We start from the raw sequence: 11,785 nt of genomic DNA on the forward strand, positions 1-11,785 counted from the left end.
AGGTTTCTCTCTCTGGCTTCTTCGCGGGCAAACCCAAGAAGAGGCCAGCAGTTTCACCCTGCCCCGTCGATCACTCCCCGCTTCATCAACGCCTGCATCGCCCCTTCCATCGTCACCATCCCCTGCGCCGTGCCGGTCTGCATCACCGACTGCAACTGCGCCATCCGCCCTTCGCGAATCAGGTTGCGCACCGCTGGCGTCGCCACCAATACCTCCCGCGCCGCCACCCGGCCACCACCCACCCGACGCACCAGCACCTGCGCCACCACCAGACGCAACGACTCGGCCAACATGGCGCGCACCAGCGGCTTCTCTTCGGCGGCGAACACGTCCACCAGGCGATCGATGCTGCTCGCCGCTGTTCGCGTATGCACCGTGGCCAGCACCAGATGCCCGGTCTGCGCCGCTCGCAGCGCCAGGCGAATGGTCTCCAGGTCACGCAATTCCCCGATCATGATCACATCCGGATCCTGGCGCAGGGCACTGCGCAACCCCTGGGCAAAATCGCGACTGTGGCGGCCGATCTCGCGCTGGGTGATCAGGCAGCGCTCGGCGCGGTGCACGAATTCGACCGGATCTTCCAATGTGAGGATGTGGTTTGAGCGCTCACGATCAAGCTGCGCGATCAACGCAGCCAGTGTGCTGGACTTGCCACTACCGGTCGGACCACCTACCAGCACCAGGCCATCACGGCACTCGGCAATGGCTCGAAACACTTCCGTGAGGTCGAGTTCTTCGACCGTCGGCACCTGTGCAGGTATCAGCCGCAAGCTCGCGGCCAGCCCTCGATACTGTCTGTACAGGTTCAGACGAAAACGCCCAAGCCCAGGCAAATCAAGGGCCAGGTCGATTTCGTCACCCGCCAGCCATTGGTGCAAATGAGGCGCATCGAGCCAAGCCGCCATGCCTTGCTCGATCATTTCACTTTGCAGCACGGGCAACGCCAGGCGCTGCAATTCGCCATCCAGGCGCCACAGCGGCGCCTCGCCCGCAGCCAGGTGCAGGTCCGAAGCCCCCGCCGCCACGGCTCGGGCCAACAGGTCGGTCACATCCATGAGACTCCCCAAAGGCCATCAAGCAGGTAGAATGCCGCACACCACTGAGCTGCCGGCATCGATCCATGTCCACCCTAGCAGACAACCTTCGCGCTATCAGCGAACGCATCGACAACGCGGCCCGAGCCGCTGGACGCGACACCGCCAGCGTACACCTGCTGGCCGTGAGCAAGACCAAGCCCGCCACCGCCATTCGCGAAATCCACGCCGCTGGCGTACGCGACGTCGGCGAGAACTACCTGCAGGAAGCCCTGGCCAAGCAAGATGAATTGCGCGACCTGCCCTTGATCTGGCACTTCATCGGCCCCATCCAGTCGAACAAGACCAAGGCCATTGCCGAACACTTCGACTGGGTACACAGCGTGGATCGCCTGAAAATCGCCCAACGCCTGAGCGAGCAGCGCCCCAGCGGTCTGCCAGCGCTGAACGTCTGCCTGCAGGTGAACGTCAGCGGCGAAGACAGCAAATCCGGCTGCACCCCGGCCGATCTGCCGGCACTGGCCCAGGCCGTGGCCGAACTGCCCAACCTGCGTCTGCGCGGGCTCATGGCGATTCCCGAGCCCAGCGACGACCGCGCTATCCAGGAGGCCGCCTTCGCCCGCCTGCGCCAGTTACAGGAAAACCTGGGCCTTGGCCTGGACACGCTGTCCATGGGCATGAGCCACGACCTGGAAGCGGCCATCGCCCAGGGTGCGACCTGGGTCCGTATCGGCACCGCCCTGTTCGGCGCCCGCGACTACGGCCAGCCCTGATTCCATGCTTTACTCACTCTCTCCTTCAAGGACCTGACATGAGCAAGACTCGTATTGCCTTCATCGGCGCCGGCAACATGGCCGCCAGCCTGATCGGCGGCCTGCGCGCCCAGGGCCTGGACGCCGCGCAGATCCGCGCCAGCGACCCGGGTGCCGAGACCCGCGCCCGGATCAAGGCCGAGCACGGCATCGAAACCTTCGAAAGCAACGCCCAGGCCATCGATGGCGTGGACGTGATCGTGCTGGCGGTCAAGCCACAGGTCATGAAAGCCGTGTGCGAGACCCTGAAACCAACCCTGGCGCCGGGCCAACTGGTGGTCTCCATCGCTGCCGGCATCACCTGCCAGAGCCTGCAGAGCTGGCTGGGCGAAATCCCGGTGGTGCGCTGCATGCCCAACACGCCATCGCTGCTGCGCCAAGGTGCCAGCGGCTTGTACGCCACCGCTCAGGTCTCCGGCGAACAACGCCAGCAGGCAGAGCAACTGCTGACTGCGGTCGGCACCGCCCTGTGGCTGGAACAGGAGCAGCAGCTGGACGCCGTGACCGCGGTCTCCGGCAGCGGCCCGGCGTATTTCTTCCTGCTGATCGAGGCCATGACCGCTGCTGGCGAGAAGCTCGGCCTGCCGCGTGAAACCGCCTCGCAACTGACCCTGCAGACTGCCCTGGGCGCCGCGCACATGGCGGTTGCCAGCGATGTCGATGCCGCCGAACTGCGCCGCCGCGTCACCTCGCCGGCCGGCACCACCGAAGCGGCGATCAAGTCGTTCCAGGCCAACGGTTTCGAGGCCATCGTCGAGCAGGCGCTGCAGGCTGCGGCCACGCGCTCCGCCGAGCTGGCCGAACAATTGGGCAAATAAGGAGCTGTCGATGAATGCACTGTCCGACGCCGCGATCTTCGTGGTGCAAACCCTGGTCAGCCTGTACCTGGTGATCGTCCTGCTGCGCTTCGTGCTGCAACTGGTCAAGGCCGACTTCTACAACCCGCTGAGCCAGTTCGCCGTGCGCGCCACCCAACCGCTGCTCAAGCCAATCCGCCGGGTCATTCCCAGCATCGCTGGCCTGGACACCTCTTCGCTGCTGCTGGCGATCGTGATCCAGGCGCTGCTGATGGCCTTCGTGCTGATGGTCACCTACGGCACCTTCGGCGACATCCTGCACCTGCTGATGTGGGCGATTCTCGGCATCACCTCGCTGTTCCTGAAGATTTTCTGGGTCGCGATGATCGTCATGGTGATCGTCTCGTGGGTCGCGCCGAACAGCCACAACCCCGCCGCCGAACTGGCCTACCAGATCAGCGAGCCAGTGCTGGCGCCGTTCCGCCGCCTGGTGCCCAACCTCGGCGGCATGGACATTTCGCCGATCTTCGCCTTCATCGCCATCCAGGTGATCCAGTCGTTCCTGATGCCACAACTGGCTGCCTATGCCGGCATGCCGGAACAGCTGTGGCGGATGATCTGAACCACCGCGTCATCCAGCGGCAGCCTTTGCTTGCCGCTGGGGGTAGCGCTCTTTAGACTTACGCTTCCGTCAAGCGTGAGCAGGGTCGATGTCCACTGTCTTTCCCGAAGATTCCGTCGGTCTGGTAACCCCCCAGATCGCCCGGTTCGATGAACCGCTGGCCCTGGCCTGTGGCCGCGCGCTGGCCTCGTACGAACTCATCTACGAAACCTATGGCCAGCTCAACGCCAGCGCCAGCAATGCCGTGCTGATCTGCCACGCACTGTCCGGTCACCACCACGCCGCCGGCTACCACGCTGCCACCGACCGCAAGCCGGGCTGGTGGGACAGTTGCATCGGCCCGGGCAAGCCGATCGACACCAACCGCTTCTTCGTGGTCAGCCTGAACAACCTCGGCGGCTGCAATGGCAGCACCGGCCCGAGCAGCCTCAACCCGGCTACCGGCAAGCCCTATGGCGCGGACTTCCCGGTCCTGACCGTGGAAGACTGGGTACACAGCCAGGCCCGCCTGGCCGATCGCCTCGGCATCCAGACCTGGGCCGCCATCGTCGGCGGTAGCCTGGGCGGCATGCAGGCGCTGCAGTGGACCATCACCTACCCCGATCGCGTGCGCCACTGCGTGGACATCGCCTCGGCGCCCAAGCTGTCGGCACAGAACATCGCCTTCAACGAAGTGGCACGCCAGGCCATCCTCACAGACCCCGAGTTCCACGGCGGTTCGTTCCAGGACCAGGGCGTGATCCCCAAGCGCGGGCTGATGCTGGCGCGCATGGTCGGGCACATCACCTACCTGTCCGACGACTCGATGGGCGAGAAATTCGGCCGTGAGCTCAAGAGCGACAAGCTCAACTACGACTTCCACAGCGTCGAGTTCCAGGTCGAGAGCTACCTGCGCTACCAGGGCGAGGAGTTTTCGGGGCGCTTCGATGCCAACACCTACCTGCTGATGACCAAGGCGCTGGACTACTTCGACCCGGCCGCCGCCCACGATGGCGACCTGGCCGCCACGCTGGCGCATGTCACGGCGCATTACTGCATCATGTCGTTCACCACCGACTGGCGCTTCTCGCCAGCACGCTCGCGAGAGATCGTCGATGCCCTGATGGCTGCGCGCAAGAACGTCTGCTACCTGGACATCGACTCGCCCTACGGCCACGACGCCTTCCTCATCCCGACCCCGCGCTACATGCAGGGTTTCGCGAACTACATGAACCGCATCACCCTCTGAGGACCGCATGAGAGCCGACCTGGAAATCATCCACGACTGGATCCCCGCCGGCAGCCGGGTACTCGACCTGGGCTGCGGCAATGGCGAACTGCTGGCCTCGCTGCGTGATCGCAAGAACGTCACCGGCTATGGCCTGGAGATCGACGCCGACAACATCGCCGAGTGCGTAAACAAGGGCGTCAACGTCATCGAGCAAGACTTGGACAAGGGCCTGGGCAACTTTGCCAGCAACAGCTTCGACGTGGTGGTCATGACCCAGGCCCTGCAGGCCGTGGAATATCCCGACCGCATTCTCGACGAGATGCTGCGGGTAGGCCGCCAGTGCATCATCACCTTCCCCAATTTCGGCCACTGGCGCTGCCGTTGGTACCTGGCCACCAAAGGACGCATGCCGGTGTCGGACTTCATGCCCTACACCTGGTACAACACCCCGAACATCCACTTCTGCACCTTCGAAGACTTCGAGAACCTGTGCCACGAGCGCAATGCCAAGGTGCTCGATCGCCTGGCCGTCGACAACCGTCACCGCAACGGGTGGGGCGGTCGGCTTTGGCCTAATCTTCTGGGAGAGATCGGCATCTATCGGGTCAGTAGTCCTGGGCTGCAGGAGCACCAGGTCGCGGTCTGATCCACCTATCGGAGGAATGGCACCATGCGTCGTCTCGCTCTCTTGCTGATCAGCCTGTGCCTGGCCTGGCCAGTGCTGGCTGCCGACGCCGCCCGTCCCGAGCGCAAGCAGGACTTCGGCGACGTCACGGTGCACTACAGCGCCTTCACCTCGAGCATGCTGCAACCGGGCATCGCCGCAGCCACCGGCCTTGTCCGCAGCAAGAATCAGGGCGTGCTCAACATCGCTGTGCTCAAGGCCGGCAAGCCTGGCACGGCGGTGGTCAGCGGCACCGTCAAGGACCTCACCGGCCGCAGCAGCCCGCTGTCGTTCAGGCAGATCACCGACCAAGGTGCGGTGTACTACATCGCCCAGTTCAAGATCGCACAGGCTGAAACCCTGACCTTCGACCTCAATATCGAAACCGGCGGCCTCAGCCACACACTCAGCTTCAACCAGGAAGTGTTCCCAGGCGAATGATGAATTTCCAGCAACTCGTATTGGCCAGCCACAATGCCGGCAAACTGAAAGAGCTCCAGGCCATGCTTGGCGGCTCCGTGCAACTGCGCTCGATCGGCGAATTCAGCCAGGTCGAGCCGGAGGAGACCGGCCTGTCGTTCGTCGAGAACGCCATTCTCAAGGCCCGTAACGCTGCGCGCCTTTCCGGTCTGCCGGCACTGGCCGACGACTCGGGCCTGGCGGTGGACTTCCTGGGCGGCGCACCGGGCATCTACTCGGCTCGCTACGCCGACGGCAAGGGTGATGCGGCGAACAACGCCAAGCTGCTCGGTGCCCTGAAGGACGTGCCCGAGGAGCAGCGCGGCGCGCAGTTCGTCTGCGTCCTGGCCCTGGTGCGCCATGCCGACGATCCTCTGCCGATCCTCTGCGAAGGCCTGTGGCACGGTCGCATCCTGTTCGAGGCCAGCGGCGACCATGGCTTCGGCTACGACCCACTGTTCTGGGTACCGGAGCGCAACTGCTCCAGCGCCGACCTCGCACCGCTCGAGAAGAACCAGCTCAGCCATCGCGCCCGCGCCATGGCCCTGCTGCGTCAGCGTCTGGGCCTGGCATGACCGAACAGCCGTCCCTGCAGCCGGCGGGCCTGATCCTTCCAGAGCGCCCGCCGCTGTCGCTGTACATCCACATCCCCTGGTGCGTGCGCAAGTGCCCCTATTGCGACTTCAACTCGCACCAGGCCGGCCCGACGCTGCCCGAAGACGACTACATCGACGCCCTGCTCGCCGACCTGGACCAGGAGCTGCCCGCGGTGCAGGGCCGCCCGATCAGCACGATCTTCTTCGGCGGCGGCACGCCAAGCCTGTTCAGTGCCGCCTCGCTGGGGCGCCTGCTGCAAGGCATCGAGCAACGGATCCCGTTCGCCCCGGACATCGAGATCACCCTCGAAGCCAACCCCGGTACCTTCGAGCAGGACAAGTTCAAGGCCTACCGCCAGACCGGCATCAACCGTCTATCCATCGGTGTGCAAAGCTTCCAGCCGAGCAAGCTCGAAAAGCTCGGGCGCATCCACAACGGCGACGAGGCCGTGCGCGCTGCAGACATGGCCCGCGCAGCAGGTTTCGACAACTTCAACCTGGACCTGATGCACGGCCTGCCGGACCAGTCGCTGGACGAGGCGCTGGGTGACCTGCGCCAGGCCATCGCACTCGCGCCTACGCACTTGTCGTGGTACCAGCTCACCCTGGAACCGAACACCGTATTCTGGAACCAGCCGCCCGAGCTGCCCGAGGACGACATCCTCTGGGACATCCAGGAAGCCGGCCAAGCGTTGATGGCCGAACATGGCTACCACCAGTACGAAGTTTCGGCCTACGCCCAGCCAGGACGCGCTGCACGGCACAATCTCAACTACTGGCGCTTTGGCGACTTCATCGGCATCGGCGCGGGGGCGCATGGCAAGCTGTCGTTCCCGGACGGGCGTATCCTGCGCACCTGGAAGACCCGCCTGCCCAAGGACTACCTCAACCCGGCGAAGCCCTTCAAAGCCGGCGAGAAGCTGTTGCCCGCCGATGAGCTGCCGTTCGAATTCCTGATGAATGCCCTGCGCCTGACCGATGGCGTGGAGGCCGAACTCTTCACCCGACGCACCGGCCTGCCGCTGGCACAGTTGGCAGAAGCACGCCGTGCAGCCGAACAAAAGGGCCTTCTGCAGGTCGAACCCGATCGACTGGCGGCGACACCGCGGGGCCAGTTGTTCCTCAACGACCTGCTGCAGTACTTCTTGAATTAAGGATGACCCATGGACCTGGTACTTGACCTGCTCTCGACCGTTTCCCGCTGGAGCCGCAGCAACCTGTCAGAAATTTCGCTGGCGCTCGTGGGGTGCTTGCTGGTGTTGTTCGGCACCGACCTCAAAGGCTGGGTCGATCAGCGCCTGGGTGGCCTCGCTGGCGCCCTGCGCGTGCCTTTCATGGCGCTGCTGGTGATGATCGGCAGCGGCGCGGCGCTGATCTATGCCACGCCCTGGGTGGTGAAGGCGCTGGCGCAATTCAACAACTATGCGCTGGCGCCGGTGCTGCTGGTGGTGCTGGTGCTCATCGGCGTGGTGGCGGATCGTCGCGGTTAACCCCACGCGTACAGGCCAGCCAAATGAAAAACGCCCTTCTCAGGGCGTTTTTTCGATCAGTACAGCTTCTCGAACTTCAAATCCCAGACGCCATGCCCGAGCCGCTCGCCGCGACGCTCGAACTTGGTGATCGGCCGCTCTTCAGGCCGCGGCACATAAGCGCCGTCAGCCGCCTGGTTACGGTAGCCCGGCGCGACCTTCATCACGTCCAGCATGTGCTCGGCATAGGGCTCCCAGTCGGTGGCCATGTGAAACACACCGCCGACCTTGAGTTTGCGCCGTACCAACTCGGCGAACTCGGGCTGGACGATGCGGCGCTTGTGATGGCGCGCCTTGTGCCAAGGATCGGGGAAGAACAGCATCAGGCGATCGAGGCTGTTGTCGGCCACGCAGCGGTTGAGCACCTCGATGGCGTCGCAGTCGTACACCCGCAGGTTCTTCAGACCTTGGGTCAGCACGCCGTTGAGCAGCGCGCCAACACCCGGGCGGTGCACTTCCACGCCAATGAAGTCCAGCTCAGGCGAAGCAGCGGCCATCTCCAGCAGGGAGTGCCCCATGCCGAAGCCGATCTCCAGGGTGCGCGGCGCCGAGCGGCCGAACACCTGGTCATAATCCACCGGGCTGTCGGCCAGGGGCAGGATAAACAGCGGGCCACCCTGATCAAGGCCACGTTGCTGGCCTTCGGTCATGCGGCCTGCGCGCATCACGAAGCTCTTGATGCGGCGGTGCGGGCGCTCTTCGCCTTCAGCGGTGATCGGCGTTTCTTGCGATTCAGTCATCAGGGGCTCTTACTTGATCAGACCATCCAGCGGCGACGAGGCGCTGGCATAGAGTTTTTTCGGCATACGCCCGGCCAGATAGGCCATGCGACCGGCGACGATGGCGTGCTTCATCGCTTCGGCCATCAGCACCGGCTGCTGGGCGTGCGCGATAGCGGAGTTCATCAGCACGGCTTCGCAACCCATTTCCATGGCGATGGTGGCGTCGGAGGCGGTACCTACACCGGCGTCGACCAGTACCGGCACCTTGGACTCTTCGAGAATGATCTGCAGGTTGTAGGGGTTGCAGATCCCGAGCCCGGTACCGATCAGGCCCGCCAGGGGCATCACGGCGATACAGCCGGCTTCGGCCAGTTGACGGGCGATGATCGGATCGTCGCTGGTGTAGACCATCACGTCGAAACCGTCCTTGACCAGCACTTCGGCAGCCTTGAGGGTTTCGATCACGTTGGGGAACAGAGTCTTCTGGTCGGCCAGCACTTCAAGCTTCACCAGGTTGTGGCCATCGAGCAGCTCACGGGCCAGGCGGCAGGTGCGCACGGCTTCGACGGCGTCATAGCAACCGGCGGTGTTCGGCAAAATGGTATAGCGGTCCGGCGGCAGCACATCGAGCAGGTTCGGCTCGCCCGGGTTCTGGCCGAGGTTGGTGCGGCGCACGGCGACGGTGACAATTTCAGCACCCGAGGCTTCGATGGCCAGGCGGGTTTCTTCCATGTCACGGTACTTGCCGGTGCCGACCAGCAGGCGCGACTGGAAAGTGCGTCCGGCCAGGGTGAAGGGCTTGTCGCTACGAACGTTGCTCATCGTTGTTCCTCTGGAAAGGTTGCGGGACTTGCGGGTGGGGCACGGCAGAAGCGTCAGCCGCCACCGATGGCGTGGACCACTTCGACCTGGTCACCCTCGTTCAACAGGGTGCTTTCGTGCTGGCTGCGCGGCACGATGTCCAGGTTCAGCTCCACCGCCACACGACGCCCGACCAGCTCCAGCCGACCCAGCAGGGCCGCGACGCTCTCGCCCGCAGGCAGTTCGTAAGGTTCACCGTTCAGTTGAATGCGCATGCGCACGGCCACCATCGTTCATTGGGGCCCGCATTCTAGCCCCGATCAGCCTTGCAACCCAAGGGCGACACACGCCATTAGTCGCGATTCCCGACCGCTTGGTCAGCCCAGGCGCCAGGCTGCCAGCCCCAGGCACAGCCAGCCGGCGAGGAAGCACAGGCCGCCGATGGGGGTGATGATGCCAAGCTTGCCCAACCCGGTGAGGGTCAGCACGTAAAGGCTGCCGGAGAACAGCAGGATACCGACTGCGAACAGCCCGCCCGCCCAGCCGACCAGACGCCCCTGCAAGTGCACCGAAAGCAGCGCGACCGCCAGGATCGCCAGGGCATGGACCAGTTGATAAGTGACGCCGGTGTGGAAGATCGCCAGGTAATCGGCGGTAAGACGGTTCTTCAGGCCGTGTGCGGCAAAGGCACCCAGGGCCACACCCGTAAAGCCAAAGAACGCGGCGAGCATCAGGAAGCTGCGAAGCATGGGACGACTCCTCGAGAGGGGTCTGTATAATGGCCGGTTCCATCGGTCCGGCCAAGCTATCGACATGCTGTCATCCCTGATCCGCCGTCTCGCCCGCGCACTGCTCTGGTTCGCCGCCGGCAGCATCGTGCTGGTGCTCGTGCTGCGCTGGGTGCCACCACCGGGCACTGCGTTGATGGTCGAACGCAAGGTGCAGTCCTGGTTCAGCGGCGAGCCGATCGACCTGCAGCGCGACTGGACGCCCTGGGACGAGATCTCCGACGAGCTCAAGGTGGCCGTTATCGCGGGCGAGGACCAGCACTTCGCCAACCACTGGGGTTTCGACATTCCCGCGATCCAGGCCGCACTGGCACATAACGAGCGCGGCGGCAGTATCCGCGGCGCCAGCACGCTCTCCCAGCAAGTGGCGAAGAACCTGTTCCTGTGGTCGGGGCGCAGCTGGTTTCGCAAAGGTCTCGAAGCCTGGTTCACTGGCCTGATGGAGCTGTTCTGGTCGAAGGAGCGGATCCTCGAGGTCTACCTCAACAGCGCCGAATGGGGGCCAGGCGTATTCGGCGCCCAGGCAGCGGCGCGCTATCACTTCGGCGTCGATGCCAGCCGTCTCACTCGCCAACAGGCCAGCCAGCTCGCTGCAGTGCTGCCCAGCCCGATCAAGTGGAGCGCCAGCCGCCCGAGCACCTATGTCGCCAGCCGGGCGGGATGGATTCGACGACAGATGAGCCAGCTCGGGGGAACCAGTTACCTGATGCAGTTGGAGAGCGCACGCAAGCCTTGATCCGCTTGCCGCCCCATGCGAACAACAAAAAGCCGCCTGCCCCGCGAGGGACAGGCGGCTTTTCAGTCAGGGCGCCGATCAGATCGTGATCAGTGCCTTGACCTTGCTCATCGCGTTCTTCTCGAGCTGACGAATCCGCTCGGCCGATACACTGTACTTCTCTGCCAGCTCGTGCAGCGTGGCCTTTTCCTCGGCCAGCCAGCGCTGATAGAGAATGTCGCGGCTGCGCTCGTCCAGGCCACTGAGTGCCTCGTGCAGGTTGCTGTTGGAGTTGTCGTTCCAATCGGCATCTTCGAGCTGCAGGGCAGGATCGTAGCGGTGATCCTCAAGGTAGTGCGCAGGCGACTGGAAGGCGCTGTCGTCGTCCGCATCGGCTGCCGGATCGAAGGCCATGTCCTGACCGCTCAGGCGGCTTTCCATCTCGCGCACTTCCCGAGGCTCGACGCCCAGGCTTTCGGCGACACGGTGCACTTCATCGTTATTCAGCCAGGCCAGACGCTTCTTCTGGCTGCGCAGATTGAAGAACAGCTTGCGCTGCGCCTTGGTGGTGGCGACCTTGACGATGCGCCAGTTACGCAGGATGAACTCGTGGATCTCTGCCTTGATCCAGTGCACGGCGAAGGACACCAGGCGCACGCCCATCTCGGGGTTGAAGCGCTTGACCGCCTTCATCAGGCCGACGTTGCCTTCCTGGATCAGGTCAGCCTGGGCCAACCCGTAGCCGGCATAGCTGCGGGCGATATGTACGACGAAACGCAGGTGGGCCATCACCATTTGCCGAGCGGCCTCAAGATCCTGCTCATAATAGAGACGCTCGGCCAGTTCACGCTCCTGCTCGACCGTCAGCAGCGGAATGCTGTTGACCGTGTGCACGTAGGCTTCCAGGTTCGCACCGGGCACCAGGGCATAGGCAGGTTGCAACGAAGTGGTCATTCAAGTACCTCCGACTCACTGGACTCGTGCCTTGTGGGCACTGCCATCATTGACCCCGGAACCATGAAAGAAGTTCCTGGAT

General features: G+C 64.2%; 16 protein-coding genes. 10 read left to right on the plus strand and 6 right to left on the minus strand.

What is annotated here, in order from left to right:
• Positions 1-53: 53 nt before the first annotated feature.
• Entirely contained in the window at positions 54-1,055 is a 1,002-nt protein-coding gene (locus tag IAE40_RS07260; RefSeq protein ID WP_153773281.1) for a type IV pilus twitching motility protein PilT, read from the minus strand.
• Positions 1,056-1,120: 65 nt separating this feature from the next.
• Here IAE40_RS07260 and IAE40_RS07265 point away from each other — a divergent pair, with 65 nt between their 5' ends.
• From IAE40_RS07265 to IAE40_RS07305, 9 genes are all read left to right on the plus strand, one after another.
• Positions 1,121-1,807, plus strand: coding sequence for a YggS family pyridoxal phosphate-dependent enzyme (locus IAE40_RS07265; RefSeq protein ID WP_200602928.1), 687 nt, complete (start codon positions 1,121-1,123; stop codon positions 1,805-1,807).
• Positions 1,808-1,845: 38 nt separating this feature from the next.
• On the plus strand, positions 1,846-2,664 hold the full coding sequence (gene proC, locus IAE40_RS07270; protein ID WP_054891175.1) for a pyrroline-5-carboxylate reductase: 819 nt from the start codon (positions 1,846-1,848) through the stop codon (positions 2,662-2,664).
• Between the two features lie 10 nt (positions 2,665-2,674).
• Positions 2,675-3,265 carry a YggT family protein gene (locus IAE40_RS07275; protein WP_054891174.1) on the plus strand — a complete coding sequence of 197 codons (591 nt, stop codon included), beginning with the start codon at positions 2,675-2,677 and terminating at the stop codon, positions 3,263-3,265.
• A gap of 88 nt (positions 3,266-3,353) precedes the next feature.
• Positions 3,354-4,493, plus strand: a complete 1,140-nt coding sequence (metX, locus tag IAE40_RS07280; RefSeq protein ID WP_054891173.1) for a homoserine O-succinyltransferase MetX — start codon at positions 3,354-3,356, stop codon at positions 4,491-4,493.
• 7 nt (positions 4,494-4,500) lie between these two features.
• On the plus strand, positions 4,501-5,121 hold the full coding sequence (gene metW / locus IAE40_RS07285; RefSeq protein ID WP_063541621.1) for a methionine biosynthesis protein MetW: 621 nt from the start codon (positions 4,501-4,503) through the stop codon (positions 5,119-5,121).
• A gap of 24 nt (positions 5,122-5,145) precedes the next feature.
• Positions 5,146-5,580 carry a DUF4426 domain-containing protein gene (locus IAE40_RS07290; RefSeq protein WP_200602929.1) on the plus strand — a complete coding sequence of 145 codons (435 nt, stop codon included), beginning with the start codon at positions 5,146-5,148 and terminating at the stop codon, positions 5,578-5,580.
• The gene (rdgB, locus tag IAE40_RS07295) at positions 5,577-6,173 is read left to right on the plus strand and encodes an RdgB/HAM1 family non-canonical purine NTP pyrophosphatase (RefSeq protein WP_197890453.1); all 597 of its coding nucleotides are present in this window, start codon (positions 5,577-5,579) and stop codon (positions 6,171-6,173) included. Before IAE40_RS07290 ends, rdgB begins: the two co-directional genes overlap by 4 nt.
• Entirely contained in the window at positions 6,170-7,348 is a 1,179-nt protein-coding gene (gene hemW / locus IAE40_RS07300) for a radical SAM family heme chaperone HemW (protein WP_112899424.1), read from the plus strand. Before rdgB ends, hemW begins: the two co-directional genes overlap by 4 nt.
• A gap of 9 nt (positions 7,349-7,357) precedes the next feature.
• Positions 7,358-7,684, plus strand: a complete 327-nt coding sequence (locus tag IAE40_RS07305) for a DUF3392 family protein (RefSeq protein WP_054891168.1) — start codon at positions 7,358-7,360, stop codon at positions 7,682-7,684.
• Between the two features lie 56 nt (positions 7,685-7,740).
• On the opposite strand, the gene trmB is transcribed toward IAE40_RS07305, so the two are convergent.
• The 4 genes from trmB to IAE40_RS07325 form a co-directional block, all read right to left on the minus strand.
• Positions 7,741-8,463: a tRNA (guanosine(46)-N7)-methyltransferase TrmB gene (gene trmB, locus IAE40_RS07310; protein ID WP_200602930.1), complete on the minus strand. Its 723-nt coding sequence runs from the start codon at positions 8,461-8,463 to the stop codon at positions 7,741-7,743.
• 9 nt (positions 8,464-8,472) lie between these two features.
• On the minus strand, positions 8,473-9,267 hold the full coding sequence (locus tag IAE40_RS07315; RefSeq protein ID WP_008092966.1) for a thiazole synthase: 795 nt from the start codon (positions 9,265-9,267) through the stop codon (positions 8,473-8,475).
• 53 nt (positions 9,268-9,320) lie between these two features.
• The gene (gene thiS / locus IAE40_RS07320; RefSeq protein WP_054891258.1) at positions 9,321-9,521 is read right to left on the minus strand and encodes a sulfur carrier protein ThiS; all 201 of its coding nucleotides are present in this window, start codon (positions 9,519-9,521) and stop codon (positions 9,321-9,323) included.
• A 102-nt stretch (positions 9,522-9,623) separates the two neighbouring features.
• On the minus strand, positions 9,624-9,995 hold the full coding sequence (locus tag IAE40_RS07325; protein ID WP_200602931.1) for a DUF423 domain-containing protein: 372 nt from the start codon (positions 9,993-9,995) through the stop codon (positions 9,624-9,626).
• A gap of 64 nt (positions 9,996-10,059) precedes the next feature.
• Between IAE40_RS07325 and mtgA the strand changes: the two genes are divergently transcribed.
• A complete protein-coding gene (mtgA, locus tag IAE40_RS07330) occupies positions 10,060-10,770 on the plus strand; it encodes a monofunctional biosynthetic peptidoglycan transglycosylase (protein ID WP_065863965.1) in 711 nt (236 codons plus the stop codon).
• 78 nt (positions 10,771-10,848) lie between these two features.
• Here the strand turns inward: mtgA and rpoH are convergent, their stop codons facing one another.
• Entirely contained in the window at positions 10,849-11,703 is an 855-nt protein-coding gene (gene rpoH / locus IAE40_RS07335; RefSeq protein WP_112899427.1) for an RNA polymerase sigma factor RpoH, read from the minus strand.
• Positions 11,704-11,785 lie beyond the last annotated feature (82 nt).

Origin of the sequence: Pseudomonas sp. S44 (genome assembly GCF_016624805.1) — a bacterium.
Lineage (GTDB): Bacteria > Pseudomonadota > Gammaproteobacteria > Pseudomonadales > Pseudomonadaceae > Aquipseudomonas > Aquipseudomonas machongensis.